At 55.8% G+C, this 19,317-nt stretch carries 12 protein-coding genes and 1 tRNA gene; 5 read left to right on the forward strand and 8 right to left on the reverse strand.

Annotated elements, in window-relative coordinates; all coding sequences use genetic code 11:
* Positions 1 to 142: 142 nt before the first annotated feature.
* Complete coding sequence (locus FHG12_RS01085; protein WP_230471244.1) at positions 143 to 1,900, reverse strand: tetratricopeptide repeat protein; 1,758 nt, start codon at positions 1,898 to 1,900, stop codon at positions 143 to 145.
* 580 nt (positions 1,901 to 2,480) lie between these two features.
* On the opposite strand from FHG12_RS01085, the gene FHG12_RS01090 reads away from it, so the two are divergent.
* The 3 genes from FHG12_RS01090 to FHG12_RS01100 are packed head-to-tail and all read left to right on the forward strand — an operon-like array spanning position 2,481 to position 6,297.
* Entirely contained in the window at positions 2,481 to 3,011 is a 531-nt protein-coding gene (locus FHG12_RS01090) for a (2Fe-2S)-binding protein (RefSeq protein ID WP_139513751.1), read from the forward strand.
* Complete coding sequence (locus tag FHG12_RS01095; protein WP_139513753.1) at positions 3,008 to 4,033, forward strand: FAD binding domain-containing protein; 1,026 nt, start codon at positions 3,008 to 3,010, stop codon at positions 4,031 to 4,033. The genes FHG12_RS01090 and FHG12_RS01095 overlap by 4 nt, the downstream gene beginning before the upstream one ends.
* Positions 4,030 to 6,297 (forward strand): xanthine dehydrogenase family protein molybdopterin-binding subunit, encoded by a 2,268-nt coding sequence (locus FHG12_RS01100; RefSeq protein WP_139513755.1) that lies wholly within the window; start codon positions 4,030 to 4,032, stop codon positions 6,295 to 6,297. The genes FHG12_RS01095 and FHG12_RS01100 overlap by 4 nt, the downstream gene beginning before the upstream one ends.
* 98 nt (positions 6,298 to 6,395) lie before the next feature.
* Here FHG12_RS01100 and FHG12_RS01105 read toward each other — a convergent pair whose 3' ends face one another.
* On the reverse strand, positions 6,396 to 7,187 hold the full coding sequence (locus tag FHG12_RS01105; protein WP_139513756.1) for a helix-turn-helix transcriptional regulator: 792 nt from the start codon (positions 7,185 to 7,187) through the stop codon (positions 6,396 to 6,398).
* A gap of 335 nt (positions 7,188 to 7,522) precedes the next feature.
* Between FHG12_RS01105 and FHG12_RS01110 the strand changes: the two genes are divergently transcribed.
* Entirely contained in the window at positions 7,523 to 10,423 is a 2,901-nt protein-coding gene (locus FHG12_RS01110) for a putative Ig domain-containing protein (RefSeq protein WP_139513758.1), read from the forward strand.
* A 109-nt stretch (positions 10,424 to 10,532) separates the two neighbouring features.
* Here the strand turns inward: FHG12_RS01110 and FHG12_RS01115 are convergent, their stop codons facing one another.
* Both FHG12_RS01115 and FHG12_RS01120 read right to left on the reverse strand, forming a co-directional pair.
* The gene (locus FHG12_RS01115) at positions 10,533 to 10,928 is read right to left on the reverse strand and encodes a response regulator (RefSeq protein ID WP_139513760.1); all 396 of its coding nucleotides are present in this window, start codon (positions 10,926 to 10,928) and stop codon (positions 10,533 to 10,535) included.
* A 7-nt stretch (positions 10,929 to 10,935) separates the two neighbouring features.
* The gene (locus FHG12_RS01120) at positions 10,936 to 12,756 is read right to left on the reverse strand and encodes a sensor histidine kinase (RefSeq protein ID WP_139513761.1); all 1,821 of its coding nucleotides are present in this window, start codon (positions 12,754 to 12,756) and stop codon (positions 10,936 to 10,938) included.
* Between the two features lie 409 nt (positions 12,757 to 13,165).
* Here FHG12_RS01120 and FHG12_RS01125 point away from each other — a divergent pair, with 409 nt between their 5' ends.
* The gene (locus FHG12_RS01125; RefSeq protein ID WP_139513763.1) at positions 13,166 to 13,423 is read left to right on the forward strand and encodes a hypothetical protein; all 258 of its coding nucleotides are present in this window, start codon (positions 13,166 to 13,168) and stop codon (positions 13,421 to 13,423) included.
* Positions 13,424 to 13,626: 203 nt separating this feature from the next.
* Here FHG12_RS01125 and FHG12_RS01130 read toward each other — a convergent pair whose 3' ends face one another.
* From FHG12_RS01130 to FHG12_RS01145, 4 genes are all read right to left on the reverse strand, one after another.
* Complete coding sequence (locus FHG12_RS01130; RefSeq protein ID WP_139513765.1) at positions 13,627 to 15,243, reverse strand: DUF4394 domain-containing protein; 1,617 nt, start codon at positions 15,241 to 15,243, stop codon at positions 13,627 to 13,629.
* Positions 15,244 to 16,571: 1,328 nt separating this feature from the next.
* Positions 16,572 to 17,780 (reverse strand): acyltransferase family protein, encoded by a 1,209-nt coding sequence (locus FHG12_RS01135; protein WP_139513767.1) that lies wholly within the window; start codon positions 17,778 to 17,780, stop codon positions 16,572 to 16,574.
* A 314-nt stretch (positions 17,781 to 18,094) separates the two neighbouring features.
* Positions 18,095 to 18,182 (reverse strand) — tRNA-Ser (locus tag FHG12_RS01140).
* 54 nt (positions 18,183 to 18,236) lie between these two features.
* Positions 18,237 to 19,316 (reverse strand): type I asparaginase, encoded by a 1,080-nt coding sequence (locus tag FHG12_RS01145; RefSeq protein ID WP_139513769.1) that lies wholly within the window; start codon positions 19,314 to 19,316, stop codon positions 18,237 to 18,239.
* Between the last annotated feature and the right edge of the window lies 1 nt (position 19,317).

Raw genomic sequence — 19,317 nt, forward strand, 5'->3', positions numbered from 1 at the left:
GATTGTCTGTCCGCACTCCCGATTGAGGTAGACGGCTATCTCCATTGATCTAGTTTGGAGAATTGCGCACTTAGGCCTTGGGCCGACGGCTGGGCTGCTGCGATGCAATCAACACTGGCAGTGTTTGCGGCTAGGTATTTCATTATTTGACCACCGAAGCAACTAATTGAGTATCAGCCCACTGCCAGGCTTGATCTAGTTCACGCTTGGTTTGCTGGGCTTTGGCCGTGTTGCCCAGCGCTAAATACGCCTTGTAAAGCCCCGACAGCGCCCAGCCGTTGTGGGGCAGCCGCGCCAAGTCCTGCTGGTACACTTCCACGGCTTCATTATACTTCTTAGCCGCCAGCAGCACGGCGCCCAACTGGTGCCGCACCGAAAAAAACCAGTCGGGCGGCTCGTTGTATTTGAGTTGGTCTTCCAAAGCGGCGGCTTCGCGTAGCACGGCAATGCTTTGCGGATACTTGCCTTCCTGAGATAAAATAGCCCCATCCAGCTCCCGTTGGGCGATTTCCGTCAGGGCGTTCATCGGGTTGATGCCGAACAGAATGGCTTTCAGGGCAGTATCACGGCCCAGAACGCGCAGCTTGGCCAGCTCCTGCTTCGCGTTGCTGAGGTTCTTTTTGCCGACCCAGGCCATGCCCCGAGCATAGTGCCGGATGGCCTCCGGGTACACCATGGTGGTGTCGAAGTTTTTCATGGCCAACACCTCATCCCAGCGCCCAAACTTTACGGCCACGTTGTAGGGCGTGGTGTAGAAGTGCTGAAGCGAAGGCCCCAGCATGGGATGGCGCATGAGCGGCTTGTTGGCATAGGCCGCAAGTTTGGCCGCGCCTTCCAGCGCCAGTTTGCGGTTGCCTTCCAGGGTAGCCGTAGCCGTCAGGAAATGGTAATTGTGCGGATAATACCCCAACGGATACGCACCCTGGGCATGGCAGGCGGCCGTGTAGCTGCTATCGGCCTCCAGCGCCCGCTGGTTGGCTACGGTGCCTTGGTGGTACGCCCCGGTCCGGATGTAAGTATGTGAAGGCATGTGCAATAAGTGCCCCGCTCCCGGCACCAGGGTGGTCAGGAGCTGCGCGCTTTTGTCGGCCGCTTCGGGGTGGGCCGAGGCCTCGGTGGCATGAATGTAAAAATGATTGGCCCCGGCATGATTGGGGCTTCGCCGGATTACCTGCTCCAACGTGCCCACGATTTCGGCCGTCCAGGGTTGCGCCTGCCCGTTTTTCTGCCAGATGTCCCAGGGGTGCAAATCCATCAGGGCCTCGGCGTACATGGCCCCGATATCGGGGTCGTCGGGGTATTGCTGGTATACAGTTTTGAGGGCAGCCGCGTAGGCCCGGTCGTATTCCGACCGATCGGTAACGGGCGCCGCGGGATACCGCTTGGCCAAGGCCGCAATCACCGCCTGCTCCCGGGGCGTAGCGCGGACAGCCAGCCGTTGGGCTGTCTGCACGGCGCGGTAGGCGCGGCTGAAGTTGTCGGGCTCCATGCCAGCGTTATAGTTGGGGCCCAGCACGTAAGCAAAGCCCCAGTAGCACATGGCGCAGGTCGAATCTTGGCGGGTGGCCTCGTAAAACGAGCGCGCGGCTTCGGCGTGGTTAAACCCATAAGCCAGCATCATACCCTGCCGAAAATACGCCACAGCGGCTGGGTTTTGCGAAGAAATGGGGAAGGTAATGCCCGCCAGACCCGGCAGCTTGGGCGCGTGCTGACCCGAGGCATACCAAGCGGCGTCCACGGTCAGAGAGGGCGCGCACTGAGTTACGCTGGCAGGCTGCATCGCAGGCGGAACGGGCGTATGGGCAAGTTGCTGCCGGTTGTTGCAACTCACGGCCAGCCATAAAAGGCCAACGCACACTGTGGACTTCCACAAAGCACCGGAAAGCATCGAAGTAGACATGACCCAATTGTATGGAGGCCCGCCGCGCGTGGCAGCATCTGGTGCTCGCCACCTGTGACGAACCCGATGCCACAACGTGTTGCTTGCCAGCTTTTTAATAGCTTACCGCTAACAAAAGATACAAAAAACAAGGCTCGCCTCCAAGCAGCCTCGCGCGGTGCCCAACCCAGCCAAAACGAGCGACAGACTCGCTGCTAATCAAGAAGCGGCCAAGTTTGACCGTCAGCCGTTCAGAAGAAAACTTATCGTTTCGGCAGCCCGTATTGTTCTGATTGGCTGCTGTCGGGCTCCGGAGCGATTTGATGTAGAGAGTTGGTCATCTGCGACAGCAGCTAGATTCAGCGCACGTTTCTTCCCTTTTCCTGATCGCACTTAATGCCTATTCCCCAGCCGGGAGCTGCCAGCGGCATGCCGTCGTATCACACAATGCGTTGATAAGCATATTTGCAAATTATTGATAATCAAATACTTATATAACAAGTCCAATCGCCGTAAACAGAGGTCAAACCGTCCATTACGAGTTCAGGCTTCTACCCAAAACGCTGGGCTGCCCTTGTTTTTCTTCATCAACTACGCAAGTATGAGTACCCACTACATCCAAAAACCGCTGAGTCCGCCGGTTGCGGCCGTGGCCCCGGCCCAACCCGTGACGCTGCACGTCAACGGCCAGGACCATACCCTCCACATCGCCCCGTGGACCACCCTGCTCGATGCCCTGCGCGAATACCTCGACCTGACGGGCACCAAAAAAGGCTGCGACCACGGCCAGTGCGGCGCCTGCACGGTGCTGGTTGATGGCAAGCGCATCAACTCCTGCCTCAGTTTGGCGGTGATGCAGGAGGGCTGCGAGATCCAGACCATTGAGGGACTGGGCACGGAGGAAAATCTACACCCGTTACAGCAGGCCTTCATCGACCACGATGCCTTCCAATGCGGCTACTGCACCCCCGGCCAGATTTGCTCGGCCCAGGGGCTGATCAACGAAGGCCGGGCCAAGACCACCGCGGAAATCCGGGAGTTGATGAGCGGCAACCTGTGCCGCTGCGGCGCCTATTCCAACATTCTCACGGCCGTAGAGGAAGTGATTCACGCTCAAAACGGTACGCGATGAACAGCTTTACTTTCACGCAAGCAACGGGCGTCGAGGCGGCCGTGCAGGAAAAGACCTCCCACGACGGCTCCGCTTACATTGGCGGCGGCACCAACCTCATCGATTTGATGAAGGAAAACGTGGCGCGCCCTACGCACTTAGTAGGGCTCAAAAAGCTGCCGTTAGCCTCAATTGACAACACTCCGGAAGGCGGCCTACGGCTGGGTGCCCTGGCTACCAACGCCGACACTGCCTACCACCCCGAAGTAGAAAAACGCTACCCGTTGCTCAGCCAGGCCATTTTGGCCGGCGCTTCGCCGCAGTTGCGCAACATGGCCACTAACGGCGGCAACCTGATGCAGCGCACGCGCTGCTATTACTTCTATGACTTGGCCACGCCCTGCAACAAACGCGAGCCCGGCTCGGGTTGCTCGGCCATTAATGGCTACAACCGCATTCATGCCATTTTGGGCACGAGTGAGTCGTGCATTGCCACCCACCCTTCCGACATGTGTGTGGCTTTGGCGGCCCTCGAAGCGGTAGTCCGCGTGAGCGGCCCGGAGGGCGAGCGCACCATTCCGTTTGCCGATTTCCACCGCCTGCCCGGCGACACGCCCGACATCGACAACAACCTGAAAAAAGGCGAGCTGATTACGGGCCTTGATTTGCCCAAAAACGGCTTTTCCAAAAATTTCAGCTACCTGAAACTCCGCGACCGCACGAGCTATGCGTTTGCGCTGGTATCGGTCGCTGCGGCCTTGGAGCTGGACGGCAATACCATCACGGAAGCTCGCTTGGCGCTGGGCGGGGTAGCCCACAAACCCTGGCGCGACACCGCCGCCGAAGCCCTGCTGAAAGGCCAGCCCACCACGGTAGAAACATTTGCGCGAGCGGCGGCGAAGGTCCTGGAAGGCGCTCAAGGCTACGGCTCCAACACGTTTAAGATTGAGCTGGCCAAGCGCGCCATTGTGCGGGCGCTCAAGCAAGCCACCGAAATGTCGCAACCGGTTGATGATAACGCATTTATGAATTCCAATCCATGAGCCATCCTATTTCAAATCCGCCCGTTATCGACCTGGGCACCGGCTATATTGGCAAACCCACCAGCCGCGTCGACGGACCCACCAAAGTAACCGGCGCGGCCAAATACGCCGCCGAGTTCAACGTGCCCGACCTGTATTATGGCCACGTGGTAAGCAGCCCCGTTACCAAGGGCAAAATCACGAAAATCAATGCGCAGCCGGTGCTCGACTTGCCGGGCGTCATTCAGGTTTTTTCGCACGAAAATGTACCCTCGCTGGCTTGGTTCGACCGAAATTACAAGGATGATGTAGCGCCCGGCGGCTCGCCGTTTCGCCCTCTGCACGAACCCAACATCCTGTTCAGCCAGCAGCCCGTGGCCTTGGTGGTGGCCGAAACCTTTGAGCTGGCCCGCTACGCGGCCTCTATTCTGGAGATAGAATACGAGGTCGAAGAGCACTCTACCAACCTCGAAGCCAAGCGCGACGAAGGCTACGAACCCGGCAAGGGCAAAACCGGCTTTGTGCCGCCGCCCAAGCCGCGCGGCAACCCCGAGGAGGCATATCAGAAAGCCCCGCACCAGCACGAAGGCGAGTACATACATCTGGCCCAGCACAACAACCCCATGGAGAACTTCGCCACCACGGTTGAGTGGCTGGGCGACGGGAAGAAGATGAAGATCTTCGACAAAACTCAGGGGGCAATGAACGTGCAGCAGTACCTCACCAAAATATTCGGGCTCAGCACCGACGAGGCACGCGTAATCTCGAAGTATACGGGCGGCGGGTTTGGCTCGGGCCTGCGGCCTCAGTACCAAGTCTTTATGGCCGTGTTAGCAGCGTTGGAGCTGAAGCATTCGGTGCGGGTGTCGCTCACGCGCCAGCAGATGTTCAGCTTTGGGCATCGGCCGCATACGCTCCAAACCCTCAAGCTAGCCGCCGACGACAAAGGCACGCTGCAATCCATTCAGCACAAGGCACTTGCAGAAACATCTCATTTTGAAGACTTTACCGAAGTAGTCGTCAACTGGTCGGGACTGCTCTACCAGTGCGAAAACGTGAAGCTCGACTATGAGCTCGCCAAAATCGATGCGTACACGCCCATCGATATGCGGGCGCCGGGGGCCGCCACGGGCTTTTTTGCCCTCGAATGTGCCCTCGACGAGCTGGCGTACAAAGCCGGCCGCGACCCGGTAGAATTTCGCCTGCTCAACTACGCCGAGCGCGACCAAAACGAAGACAAACCCTTCTCCAGCAAGAAATTGCGCGAATGCTACCACCAGGGCGCGGCCAAATTTGGCTGGGAAAAGCGCACGCCCGAGCCGCGTTCTATGCGCGAAGGCAACCTGCTGATTGGCTACGGCATGGCCGGTGGCTGCTGGGATGCCAGCCAGCAAAAAGCCGCTGCCAAAGCCAGCCTCACCGCCGACGGCCACCTCACGGTGAGCAGTGCCAGCAACGACATCGGCACGGGCACCTACACCATCATGACCCAGATTGCGGCCGAAACGCTGGGCCTACCGCTGGAGGCGGTTACGTTCGTGCTGGGCGACACCACCTTGCCGGCGGCGCCCGTGCAGGGCGGCTCCTGGACGGCGGCTTCCGTGGGCTCCGCCGTGAAAGCCACCTGCGACGAGGTGGCTAAGAAGGTCCTCAAGCTGGCCCAGAAAATGGACGACTCTCCGTTGAAAGGCGTTGCTTTTGAAGACGTTCAGTTTGTCGACGGCCAGATTCGGCGCAACGACGACATCACCCAAACGGTGGACATCCGCGAGGTGCTGCAAACCAGCGGCGAGTCGAAAGTAGAGGCGGAATCGAGCGCTGCGCCCAACAAGGTGAAGCAAATGCCTTACTCGATGCACTCGCACAACGCTGTTTTTGTGGAGGTGAAAGTCGACGAGGACCTTGGCACCGTGCACGTTACCCGCGTGGTGAACGCCGTGGCCGCCGGCCGCATTCTCAACCCCAAAACCGCTCGCAGCCAAGTGCTGGGCTCGGTGGTTTGGGGCATCAGCATGGCCCTGATGGAGGAGTCGGTAATGGACCACAACATTGGCCGCTACATGAACCACAACTTCGCCGAATACCACATTCCGGTAATGGCTGATATTCACGACATTGACGTGGTGCTGGTCGAAGAGCACGACGACATCGTGAACCCCTTGGGCGTGAAAGGAATCGGCGAAATCGGCTTCTTGGGGGTGGCGGCCGCCGTGACTAACGCCGTGTATCATGCTACGGGCAAGCGCGTCCGCGACTTACCTGTATCGATTGATAAACTCTTGTAAACCAATTTAGTATGAGACAACACACAAAACGCCTCCCGCTGCTCTGCAACGGGAGGCGTTTTGTGTGTTCAAGGGACCCTTTCGGTATCTGTTTCTGGTCAGATTAGCCCGGAAGCCAAGGCCAGGCTCACCAGTTTGGAGGTATCCTTCACGTTGGCTTTCGCCAGCATGTTGCGCCGATGCGTTTCCACTGTATGCACGCTGATCGCTAGTTCGGTGGCAATTTGCTTGCTGGTACGTCCAGCGCCCAACAGCTTTAAAACTTGCAACTCCCTTTTACTAGGAAAGTTGTCTTTGACAATGGTATGCTCGACCGTGTTGTAAGTGTAGGCATTACCAAAATCGCGCTCGGTATTCAGGTTGAGGATGCGGCTGTCGTCTTTCTTCAGGTGGGAGATATCGGTCAGGACGATCAGGCGGTGCAGCAAACGGCCATCGGCATCCAGAGCGAGCACGGTGTTGCGTTGCAATACCCGAATGTAGGTGCCATCGGCCCGGCGAAAGCGGTAGTCGTAGCTGGAGCGGTGTTCCAAGCGTTGATCAACGGGCAAGGTCTGGAGAAAGTCAAGCTCCTTCTCTAAAATCTGCACGACCGCCAGCACATCGTCGGGGTGCACGATGGAAAAGGCAAAGGCCAGTCCACCCGCCCGAAAGGCATCTGCGCGGTAGCTCAGCATGTGTTCTAAACTCTCGCTTATGTAGATGTAGCTGGCCTTGCTGGCGTCGAAAATGGCAACGCCGTAGTCGGCCAACGCGAAGATCTTCTCCAGCAGCGGATCGCGCCGCAACAGGCAGTCATAGGGGTCTAACGGTGCGCTGAGCACATCCTTTTGATAGAGTTTGGCCAGCTTACTCACTGCCTGCCAATGCGCACACGGGATTTTTTCCATCGCTCAGTTTTCTGGCTTCTAGCTACCAACCCGCCCGGCGCTGCGCACACCCATTTCCGTTGCTTCCACTGCTGTGACTGTGCTAGTCAGTGAGCTCGGCCTTAGTACTCCTATTTTCTTTAAAAAATATAATTCCTTGATATACAGATACTTAAATTAAGTATTGCGCTGGAGATTAGCAATATAGACCTTCGCCGATCTTCCTTTTCTCTCCATTCTAGGTCTCCGAACGACGGCGGCTTGGTCAGCACGAAAGGACGTGGTTCCTTCCCGTGCCCTGCTACGCAAGAAGAGCCCATAGAGGCCCTAATCTCCCATCTTCTTCGTTGGTTATCATGCACTATTGTTTACTACATTTTCTCGCGGCTGCTAACCGCCAACTGGGGCTCAGAATAAAGAAAAACGTTCGCGGGTTTTTCTCCACATGGCTCCTGGTGCTGTTGGCCAGCACGGTATCGGCACAAGGAACCCCCATTATCATTCCGGAATTGGCCGAGTTCTCCTTTTGTACGTTCTGCCCCGGACCAGGTCCGTCGGTTATAACCTTTTCTTCCACCGACCTGCCCGACGGGGCATCTCTTGATCCGCTCTCCAGTCGCTTTGTCTGGACGCCGACGGAAGCGCAAGGCCCGGGCACCTATCCCTTCACTGTGATCGGAACGCTTGTACGCGATGGAAGCACAGTCACCCTCAAGTACGTAATTAATGTAACAGAGGTAAACGCAGCCCCGGTGCTAGCGCCTATCCCGTCGCCCGTCACGATACCGGCCCTCGTTCCCTACCATTTTACGGCATCTGCCTCCGACCCGGACATCCCCAGGCAGCCGTTGACCTTTAGCGTAAGCGGCCAGCCAGTGGGCGCCAGCATCGACCCTGGCAGCGGCGTGTTTAGCTGGACGCCGACCGCAGCGCAAGCAGGCCAGAGTTACTCCTTTTATGTGTATGTATCGGATAACGGATTGTCGGCGGTCAGTCAATTCATTACGCTGAACGTTCTCAACGTTTCCGAAAATCACCCGCCCGTTTTAGCGTCCATCCCGGCCCAAAGCATTCCCGAGTTAGCCCCCACTAGCTTTACGGCCTCCGCGACCGATGCGGACGGTGACCCCTTGACCTTCAGTCTGGTGGACCCGCCGGCAGGCGCCCTTATTAATGCCGCCACCGGCGTGGTGACCTGGACGCCCACGGAAGCCCAGGGTCCCGGCTCTTATTCCTTCGTCGTGCACGTATCGGACGGGCAAGCGGCCGACGAAAAGCCCGTGGCCATCACGGTGACGGAAGTGAACCAGGCCCCGGAATTAGCGGGGGTACCGACCGAAGTTACCATTCCGGAATTAGTCCTGTACACCTTCACGGCGACGGCCACCGATGCCGATGTGCCGGCCCAAACCCTGACGTTCTTATTGGTCAATGGTCCACCCGGGGCCAGCATCCATCCCGCGACGGGCGTGTTTAGCTGGACGCCAAATGAAGCCCAGGGCCCGGGCACCTATACATTTTACGTAAAGGTAACCGACACCGGTGGAGACACCTTTGACGAAGGCCACTTTGCCTTCAAATCCGTGATCCTCCATGTCACGGAAGCCAACGTGGCGCCGGTGTTATCGGGCGTGCCGCTCTCGGCTGTCATCCCCAGGTTAGCGCCGTATACCTTTACGGCGACGGCCACCGATGCCGATGTGCCGGCCCAACCGTTGACCTTCTCGCTGGCAGGGGCCCCATTAGGCGCTTCCATTGGCTCTACCAGCGGGGTCTTCACCTGGACCCCGAGCCTGAGCCAACGCCAGGCCGCCGGGCAACTTACCGCTTCCAGTCAGCTGGCGCCCTCTCCGCCTAGCCCAACCTCTTACACCTTCTCCGTGAAGGTATCGGATGGCGAGGCCACTGATGAGGAGCAGGTCACGATCACGGTTGTCCAGGCGCCGCCTGTCATTACTACAGTTGCGCCCGCTGCCGGCCTTGTTGGTACCCAGGTGACCATTACGGGAACCGGTTTCACCGGGGCGACGGCAGTAAGTTTTAACAATGTTCCGGCCACTAACTCCTTTGTCGTCAACGACACCCAGATACTGGCCCGAGTACCTGTCGGCGCTACCAGTGGCCCAATTAAAGTAACCGTTCCTGCCACCGGTACAGCTACCAGCCCTCCGTTCCTGGTAGTAGCCTTCACCTCTTTTACGCCTACTTCCGGCCCAAGGGGAACTACAGTAATAATTACAGGAGACGGATTTACCAATGGAGCAACAGTGACTTTTGAAGGCACCGCAGGGCCGCATGGCGGACCGCCCGTTACAACCCCCTGCATAGTGAACAGCCTCACTCAAATTACAGTCGGGGTGCCCGCAGGAGCGACAACGGGTCGAATTTCAGTGCGCACCGCTGGCGTAACGATTACTAGTGCGCCCGTATTCACCGTAAATAATCCCAGACCTGTCATTACCGGTTTCACCCCTCAGCAAGGCCCTATTGGACAAGGGGTTACGATATCGGGGCTAAACCTGTTTGAAGCCGATGAGGTAAAATTCGACGGCACACCTGCAGAAGATTTCTTAGTATTTAATATTAATACTATTGTCGCGAAGGTCGCAATCGGAACCACTACCGGTAAAATCACTGTCCACACACGCGGTGGAACGGCGAGAAGTGATGGTAACTTCATCATTACAGATCCCATCGTTTATCATATCACTCCGCTTAGAGGACCTGTGGGCAGGCATGTTAGTATCATCGGTACTAGCCTTCGCGACGCTGGAGTTGTTTTCACTGGTCCAGCAGGCGGATTAGTAAGAGCGTACATTGATAGTAACAGTGATACCAGAATTGATGTCACTGTGCCGGAGGGAGCTGTGACCGGCCCGATCAAGGTGTTCACATTTGGAGGACAAGCCACCGGGCCAGGTGCCAATGCTGTTTTCGAAGTGACGAATCATCTCATCTCCGAGCTAAACCCCATCCGCATTCCAGCCGCTGAGGAAGCCACCGCGCTACAAGCGGCGCCCACGCCCTTCCGAGACCAAACGGCGCTGACCTTCTCCCTCACGCAGGAAGAGCCGTTCTTGTTGGAAGTCTATGATTTGCGTGGTGCACGGGTTGCTACTCTGGGCCAGGGCACGGCACAAGCCGGCCAGCTCTACCGCTACGTGGTACAGGGACGAACGCTCGCCCAAGGAATCTACATTGCCCGCCTGACCACCCGCTCCAAAGTCCAGACCACGAAGCTGGTTCTGGTAAGATAGCCCACTAAAAAAGGCCGCTGTAATCAGCGGCCTTTTTTGTAAATATTTCATAGTCAATTACTTAAAAGAAAGCCACCAAACTAGTGTTGGTGCGGTAGCCTAGGTACGCTCACCCTTCGTCATCTACGATTTGCGCCCGAATGGCGCTGAGCTCTGCACCGTCGATGGGTTTGTGGAGCAGGCCCGATACCAGAGAGTATTCTTTGGCTTTAGCAGTATCCGCCAGTGCCAGCGACGATGTCAGGATGTAGATGCGGCACCGGCCGGCCAGCTGCTTTTCGTAGGGGGCCAGGGCCTCCAGAAATTCCCAACCGTCCATACCGGGCATGTTCAGGTCCAGGAAAATCACCTGGGGCACGGCCGCCGGCAGCCGCCGTTGGAGGGCGCCAAGGGCCTCTTGGGCGGAGAAAAAAGTAGAAATCGTATCCGAGAAGTTTTCCAGACGCAGCAGCTGCTCCGTCAGATAAACCCCTATTTCGTCATCGTCGATCAAATACGTATGCATCTGCTAGTTAATTGAAGCGAATGGTAAAGCAGCTTCCTTGATTTACCTGGCTCCGGACCTCGATGATCCCGCCCATTGCTTCTACGTGAGCTTTCACTAAAAAAAGGCCAATCCCCCGACCTTCCGGCCCGGTATGGAACCGCTGGTAGAGCTGAAACACATCCTTGTCGCTTGGTCCCTGCTCAAACCCCAGGCCGTTGTCGGCAATGGTCAGGGCAAGGCTTGCGCCCTCGGCATGGGCCTCAATGTCGACCACCAACGGGCGCTCGGCGGCGCGGTACTTGATGGCATTGGACAGCAGATTGTAAAAAATGCTGTACAGATACGCCCGGTTGCCTTGCAGCAGCAGATCCTCGGAGATGGCCATGTTGACCGTGCCGTGACTTTCCTGCAGGGCCTTTTCCAAGCTCCGGCAGGCTTGCTGGCAGGCAGCGGCCAACGACACGGTTTCGGGCTTTCCGAACGCCTTTTGCTTGTCGCGGATGGAGAGAATATCCGTGACGTCCTGCATAATGCCGTCGAGCTGTTGCAGGCTGGTTTGCAGGTTCGTGAGCGACGTGCTGAACACCTCCGAATCCTTATCGACGCGGGTTAGCAGCGAAGCAAATCCTTTGGCGTTGGCCAATGGCGCTCGCAGGTTGTGCGATACGATGTAGGTAAACTGCTGCAAATCAGAGTTTTGCCTAAACATCTCTTGCGCCATTTTCTTCTGGCGAGCGTCGGCTTGCCGTTGGGCGGTCAGGTCGTGCACGATGCCGATCAGCTGGCTACAGCGGCCGTTGTCGTCGAAGACGGGCGTCACGCTGACCTCGCCCGTTATTTGGCCCGAAGGGTAGTCCGAGGTTTCCTCCCACATGACGCGCTGGCGGCTCCGGATGGCTTCGGCGTAGTTGCCCAGCACCATTTGCAGCGCCGGCTCCGGAATAATCTCTGCGACGTTTCGCCCTACCACCTGCTCTACGGGCAAGCCCGTTGTGGCCACAAAAGCCCGGTTGACGTTGTTGAAGCTGTAGCCACCATCCGGGTGAACGTCCAGAATAAAAATCACGTCGGCAATCGAATCGAAGGCCACCCGGAACCGATGCTCCCGTTCGATTATGGCCTGGTTGGTTTCCCAGCGCTTTGTAATGTCCTGGGCAATGGCATATACGCCCACAATTTCGCCGTCTACGAGCTGAGGCAGGTTCATGAGGCGCAATTGCAGGCGACGCCCCGCTGCCGGGCTGCTTTCCGCAACGTAGTGCTGGGGTTGGCCCTGGGCCGCTCGCCGGAAGTGCTCTGCTACCCGCTCACGGTCGTCGGGGGCGATGAAATGCGAAAAGTGCTGACCGAGCAAGGCCTCATTGGGCAACTGCGTGAGCTGCTCTAGCCGGTCGTTGGCCCGCCGGGCAATGCCGGCCAGGTCAAAGACCATAAGGGCTTCCGGGTGGTCGGGCAGCCCCGCGTCGTGCGGCGGCACAGGCACGTCGGCGACGGTGTGCAGCACATAGGCTACCTCGCCCGCTTCGTTGAGCACCGGCGTATTTTCTGGCCGGCCGTAACGGGTGGTTGCAGGCTGGGCCGCGGTACTTGGCTGCCGATATGCCTGCACAGGGAGCGTGTGCGCCTGTTTGGTGGCAATTACTTGCGTCAACGAAGCATCAAGCAGCTCCTTCGGCCCCGGAAAAGCGGCTGCAGCACTGCCGTGCAACAGCGCTTCTTCCGCCCCCGGCACCAGCCGACCAAATGCGGCATTCACAGCCACGACTGCATACTCGGGCGCCTCTGCAGCCAGCACCAAGCACGGCATCGGAAAGGCAGCAAATACGGCAGGCGGCACTTGGAACATAGCCGTTGGAGGTTCTTTAATAAGTAGGGAGACAATCAAAGCGCGCAAAAATACAACGTTGTGATTTTTGTACAGCCGGCCATCCAAAGGTAACGGTTGATCCGGTCCCTGGTTTAGTAAAGAATCCAAATGGCTTGCAACTCGTCAGTAGAAAGGCAAAAGGCTCCCTTCAAACGTCAGAGCTAGAGCTACAAAGTTAGTTCCCCTCCTTAGCTAAGGAGGGGTTAGGGGTGGTTGGCCCAAGCGTTGAACGATGACTAGTTCTAGCTTTCTAGCTCTAGCTGACCACCCCAACCCCTCCTTGAAAATAAGGAGGGGAGTTTTTCTAGCACTAACGCTAGCTGTTTTCTGCGGGGTTGGCAGATTTGCCTATCTTCCGACGACAGGCAAAACCCTAACCACCAACGTGATGGAACACAACCCTGCCGCCGCCAAGCACAACAGCTTCTACAAAGGCTTCCACATCCTGATTTTTGAGGAATACGGCGCTGAAGACGACCAGTACCGTTCGCATGCCTACGTCTACGACGGGCAGGAGCGCGAAATGCTCTACGAAGACGACGACGTGCAAATGCCCCTGGCCGACATCGTGGCCGGCATTCATGGCCGCATCGACGCCTTTCTGGCCCTGCCCCTGGAGCAGCAACAGCATCCGTACGTGATGTAGAACTGCCCACCACGGCAAGTGCGCGGCGGAAGCGGGGGGCTACGCTCCGCATAATCGGGTTGCGCAGGAAAATGGATAATACGTAAATAATTGATAATCAATTATTTACGTATTTAAAATCAGGTTTTATGTATTCCCGCAAACACCACCGCCCCGGCGCATGCGCCGGGGCGGTGGTATGTAAGAATAAAAAAAGCCAGGCGTTAGAAGCCTAAGCCCACCGCGATATCACTGCTGAGGTAGCCTGTAAAGCCAAATGCCCCGCTGAGGGCCGTAGCCTGCCCCGTAGCCAAATTGACGCTGTGCACCCGGCTTTCGCTGTTGCCAGTAAAGAACGCGTAGGCCGCATTGTTGGTGCGACCAATGGAGAAGCTGGTCAGGCCGGCATCGGTGACGCCCAGGCTTCCTACTGGTGTCAGCGCGCCTGAGGTTGTCGAAGTTTGCCGGTAGAGCTTTTGGTCGCGCCCAACAACGTAGAGGTTGGCGTCCTTGTCATAGGCGGCGTCGGTCACGGAAGGCGAGCCGCCTGGGGTCAGCGGCGCATCCACCACCACGGTGCCATCCGTCGGGTTCATCCGGATGTTCTGCCCTTCGAAGCTGATGATGCGCACCCGATCCTCAGTGGGATTGAAGGTAAAGGCGGCTACTTCGCTGGTTAGCGGAAGGCCCATTGTGGCCACTAAGGTAGCCGCGCTCGTGGCTGCATCAAGGGTGTAGAGGCGGTACACGTAGGGGCTGGTGTGCTGACTGGTCAGGAGATACAATTGGCCCGTAGCCGGCCGGAAATCGATGCCGTCGAGGTACTCTTGGCCCGGCACCGCCAACCCTGTAGGGGTTTTGGTCACGGGGGCATCGGGCACGGCTGGGTCGGGCTGGGTATGCAGGCTGGTCGGATCGAAAATGCGCAGTGAGATCAGCACTCCCGTTCTGCCCGCAAAAAACGAATCCACGGTATACGCAACGGGCTGCGACGGCACGGCCAGGGCCGTGTAGCCGAGGCTGGCGCTATATTGGGCCAGCGGCTGGGCTTTGCCCGTTTTCAAATCGACCGAGAACAGCGTGGGCAGCCCGTTTACCGGAAATAAGCCCAGCGCCGTGCCCGTCTTGACATCAATATCGAAGCCGCCGTCGCCGGTCACGCTTAGGCCCAGCGCTCCTACGGCCGTCAGCGTGCCCTCGTTGGGCGACGAAATCCGATACAGCTGTTGATCATGGGTGTTGATGGCGTAGAGCTCGGTGGTGGCTGCGCCCGCCCGGCTATTGGTATACGCCACGGCCGTGAGTGTGGCGCCCTCGGCCCCGTTAATCAGGCCGTCGGTAGCCACTACGGCGCCGGTGACCGGGTGCAAACGTAGGTTCTGGCCCGTGCTCGTCACCACCCGAATGCGGTCGACGGTGGGGTTGAAGTCGAAGCCCACCAAATTGCCTGCTAAGGCCGGGGTGAAGGCACCGGAGCCCACAGCTCGGGCCGTACCGGTCTGCTGGTCAAGTACATATAAGCGACTGGTGCTACCCAGCCCGTAAAGCTGCCCCGTAGCAGGCCGGAAATCCATAGCCAGCAGCTTTTCACCCGGCTGCAAGCCCGATATCACCACCGAGGCCGTCCGGCTGGCCGGATTCTTGGTCGAATAGGCGTCGAGCCGCGTGCCGCCCGACAAGGCATAAAAGGGAATATCCAGCCCCAGGGACGGGTAAGTAGGGGTAGGTGTGGGTGCCGGGGCGTGGGGGAAGTATTGCTCTAAAATGTCCTCGCAGCTGGTTAGCGAACACAACAGCAACACTGCCACCAAGGCGGTGGTGAGGGAATAGCGTTTTTGCATATTACCAGTTTTTTATAATTAAATTGATAAAAACTTGAATTAGATTGATACAATAATACGGAACCGTCCTGCTTTAAGCCGACGGGGTTCACAATAATTTCAAGAAATTTTAGCGCCATCCGCAGCGACAGATGCGAATTCGGACAGCTGCTATAGCAATGACTTTTAGCATTTTGCTTGCCCAAGCCAAAATCTCGTCCGATAGAACTTTACGGTTACTTGGTAAGCCTGTTCAGAACCTGGCTTTTTCGAAACCATACCAGTGCCGATAAGCCGGCCAGTGTCCGGGGCCGGCCGGCTTCGTTATAGTTTGCGAGGAAACCGGCAGCCAGAGGGGCACACTGATGTGCTGGCGTGTGGCTCCCCGACTCCTGAACAGCTTGGCAAACGCCCCAGATCCGCCGTCCGAAAGTCGGCTACACCCTGAGGAAATTACTGGAATTCATGCGCTTCGGTAAATATTAAATTGTATTTTATACATAAAACTTTGTTAGCTTTACCGGTACGATTACCCCTAAATTTTCAGTATAAATATGATTTTACGTTCCTCCTTAGCATTCCTGTGGACTGGCTACTTGGCGGTATCTCCCATTTACGCGCAACAAACAAAAGAAGAATTCAAAGCGAAATTAGCCGCCTCTACCTGTGTAGTCTTGGAGAAGAAGATCTAAGAGCAGAACCTGACTTTCGTTACCAAAAACCAGTATACCAAGCTTTTAGTACAGTGCTTTACCCCTATTTTGGGCAAAGAGATCAAGGAGCTTCAGCGCCTGTATGGCGACAATGTTCTTTCCGACGCAAATCAGATGCGCCAAATAGGAACCGAGGTCGGAGCCGTGATGGCATAGGATTGTCCGGCGTATTTGACTTTGGCGGGAATGCTATCCTCTTCCCCATCTTCTGCCGTAGCCACTACCGGCCAAACGGTTGGGCAATTAGGCAGCTTGCGAGGCACTGCGCTCGCTATGCTACAACTCACCGTCAACAGAGCCGAAAAAGCCGATTTTGTGTGGTTGAGCAAATTTGATGGCGCAGAAGAGATACTGCCTAAACTAGCTGCTCTGCAATCTGCAAGGTAAGCAAGCCCGAATCAACTGGCAGGAAATTGAAGTTTATCAACCTGAGAAGAAGCAATACACCAAGCTCCGCGAAATAACGGGGATTGAGTTGCTATAAGTTAGTGATATAGTTATTAGCAATAAAAAAAGCTCCGCATCATCTATTGAAGATGCGGAGCTTTTTTACGAATATACATTTTCGTTTTTTTTATATAGAAAACTGTAAACGTGATAAGAAGCTCAGTATTACTTGAGAGATATCGCTTTGCTTCAGCGGGTTGGTGTAGCTGATGCAGAAGTTGGATGAGGTGTAGACAAAGCAGCTATAGGATGACCATGTGAATGCTTGACAGTTGCCGGCAAAAATCTGTGGCGAATGAATTGGTTCAGAGGCTCTTCAACATACCGGTAGAGAGCGATTGATATCGTTATCAAAAGTCCAAGGTGTACAAAATAGTGCGCTAAAGGGGCCATGTGCAATCGGATGCTAATTTCGCTACTAAGTACGCCTGCATGAATGAGATAAAAAGCGTAGGAACTCTTCCCCAATAAGTCCGCAGTAGACGTTGCAAGCAAAGCCGCCATGCGAGTCTTCTCAGCTATTAAGCCATAGTAAAAACACGCAATAAAAACAGGCAGAACGACATTATTTATCAAAACAGCCGTTATAGTTTCACGGTCTAGGCTGACGTAATGCTTTAAGGCAGCTAACAAAGCTATTATTAAAAATATAAACAAAACACTTACATAAGTCAGACGCCCATCATTCTTAAAGTGAGGTACTGGATGACGCTTGAGGTAGATCGCCAAGGCCACGCCAATAAAAAACTCAGTGAATCGCCCGAAAAATGTCCAGCTGAATAGAAAAGTGTAGTCAGCAAACAGCCCTAACGGCTTACCGTGGAAAAGCTGTGTAAGGAGTAGCCCTAAACTCAACACTACTCCACCACTGGCCAAAAATACAAGATATTGATGGCTACGAAATTTTGTCAGAAAAAAGAATAATATGGGTGCCGATAAGTAAAAACACTCCTCAACTGTGAGAGACCAAGCCTGTCCTAGTCCTGAGCCCCACAGTGTTGCAGAAAAACCTTTAAGCAGCGTAATGTTTGCTAAGTACTTCATCCAGATGGGCACTTCCGGGGCCGCACCATCTAATGGGAAACGTAGAAGATAGATAAAAGGGATAAATGTAAGCAAGAAATAAATTGGGTAAATACGTGCAAACCGATTAAGCAAGTATTGTTTAAAATATTTCCACGTTAATTCGCTCGTGTCTATATACCGTGAAGCAATGAGAAAACCGCTGAGCGTAAAGAAGAAAGTAACACCGACATGAAAATACCCGAAAAAATCACGCCAATAGGGGTCGCTTGTAAAGAGAGGATAAGGGCTAAAATGACATAAGAAAACCATAAAAGCAGCTATAGCTCGCACGCCAGTAAGTGGCTTAAAATATTGCTTAGGGATTGCCGTCATAAAAAAAATTTGTTAAAGTAGTAGGTATTAAAGATCACACGTAAATCCGTTTCAACTAGCCAAGAATTACAGCCTACAACTTTTAGACTTTAAGCTATTAGATTGAGCTTTAGAATTATATATTTCTTTTCAAGACCACAGAAATGTATTTTTTAAATGCGCAAGTTTCATTTAAATAAACATTAACAGAGAAACTGGGGAATAATGTTCATTTTAAGTGCGCAAAATGCCGTACATATTTTTGACCTATCGCTGAACTCCTCAAAAGAAAACCCGCTGCAAATAAAGATTTGCAGCGGGTTTTCTTTTGTGTGCAGAGAGGATGGGATTCGAACCCACGATGAGCTTTTGGCCCATACACACTTTCCAGGCGTGCTCCTTCGACCACTCGGACACCTCTCTGGGTCAGGAATCGGGCGCAAAGTAACGTTCCTTTTCCCAGATTCGCAACCTTCGTTACAGCACGCTGATCTCGCCGCGCAGGTCGCTGGTCAAGAGCCGAGCCGTTTCGGCGGCGCTGCGGCCCAGGCCCAGTACAAACATCAACTTCGTAATTGCAGCTTCCGTGGTGATGTCGTCGCCGCCCAATACGCCTCGCGCGAGCAAAGAAGCGCTGGTTTCGTAGCGGCCCTGCTCTACGCGGCCTTCCTCGCACTGGCTCACGTTGAGGATGTGCACGCCCCGGTTGTGTGCCACTTCCAGGCACCGCAAAAACCACGGCTGCGTAGGTGCGTTGCCCGAGCCGTAGGTTTCGAGGATGCAGCCGCGCAAACCTTTTACGCCCAAAATCGAGTTTACCACGGCCTCGGTGATGCCGGGAAACAGCTTCAGGATGGTCACGTGGTCGTCGAGGTGGGTGTGCACCTGCAACGGCTCGGTGGGCAGCGGCCGAATCAGGCTGTCGGTGAATTCCAGCTTGATACCGGCCCGCACCAACGGCGGCAGATTTTCGCTCTTAAACGCTGCAAAATGCTGGCTTTCAACTTTCTTGGCGCGAGTTCCGCGCAGTAGCAGCGTGTTGAAAAACAGACTTACTTCTGGTACGCGCGCAGTGCCATCGGGGTGACGGGCGGCGGCAATGTCGAGGGCCGTGATGAAGTTGCGCCGCGCATCGGTACGAATGCGACCAACGGGCACCTGGGCACCCGTAAACACCACGGGCTTCGCCAGATTTTCCAGCAAATACCCCAATGCCGAGGCCGAATACGCCATGGTATCAGTACCGTGCAGCACCACAAACCCGTCGTACTGATCGTAGTTTTCCTGGATGATGGCGGCCATCATGAGCCAGTTGGTCGGCGTCACATTCGATGAATCGATGGGGTCGGGCAGGCTCAGCACCGATACGCGCATGCGCAGATGGCGCAACTCGGGCATAAGCTTATTGACCTCGCTGAAGCGCATGGGGGCCAGCACGCCGTGCTTGTTGTAGGCCATGCCTACGGTGCCGCCCGTGTAGATCACCAAGATGGAGGCGTTGGCCGGGTCGCCGTTGGCGGCGGTGTGAATGCTGATGACGGGAAGAACGGCGCGCATG

Origin of the sequence: Hymenobacter jejuensis (assembly GCF_006337165.1) — a bacterium.
GTDB lineage: Bacteria > Bacteroidota > Bacteroidia > Cytophagales > Hymenobacteraceae > Hymenobacter > Hymenobacter jejuensis.

Coding starts and splice junctions, on each gene's coding strand:
- FHG12_RS01090 (WP_139513751.1), top strand. CDS start 2,481: ATGAGTACCCACTACATCCAAAAACCGCTGAGTCCGCCGGTTGCGGCC.
- FHG12_RS01085 (WP_230471244.1), bottom strand. CDS start 1,900: ATGTCTACTTCGATGCTTTCCGGTGCTTTGTGGAAGTCCACAGTGTGC.
- FHG12_RS01120 (WP_139513761.1), bottom strand. CDS start 12,756: ATGTTCCAAGTGCCGCCTGCCGTATTTGCTGCCTTTCCGATGCCGTGC.
- FHG12_RS01145 (WP_139513769.1), bottom strand. CDS start 19,316: ATGCGCGCCGTTCTTCCCGTCATCAGCATTCACACCGCCGCCAACGGC.
- FHG12_RS01100 (WP_139513755.1), top strand. CDS start 4,030: ATGAGCCATCCTATTTCAAATCCGCCCGTTATCGACCTGGGCACCGGC.
- FHG12_RS01130 (WP_139513765.1), bottom strand. CDS start 15,243: ATGCAAAAACGCTATTCCCTCACCACCGCCTTGGTGGCAGTGTTGCTG.
- FHG12_RS01110 (WP_139513758.1), top strand. CDS start 7,523: ATGCACTATTGTTTACTACATTTTCTCGCGGCTGCTAACCGCCAACTG.
- FHG12_RS01135 (WP_139513767.1), bottom strand. CDS start 17,780: ATGACGGCAATCCCTAAGCAATATTTTAAGCCACTTACTGGCGTGCGA.
- FHG12_RS01105 (WP_139513756.1), bottom strand. CDS start 7,187: ATGGAAAAAATCCCGTGTGCGCATTGGCAGGCAGTGAGTAAGCTGGCC.
- FHG12_RS01125 (WP_139513763.1), top strand. CDS start 13,166: ATGGAACACAACCCTGCCGCCGCCAAGCACAACAGCTTCTACAAAGGC.
- FHG12_RS01115 (WP_139513760.1), bottom strand. CDS start 10,928: ATGCATACGTATTTGATCGACGATGACGAAATAGGGGTTTATCTGACG.
- FHG12_RS01095 (WP_139513753.1), top strand. CDS start 3,008: ATGAACAGCTTTACTTTCACGCAAGCAACGGGCGTCGAGGCGGCCGTG.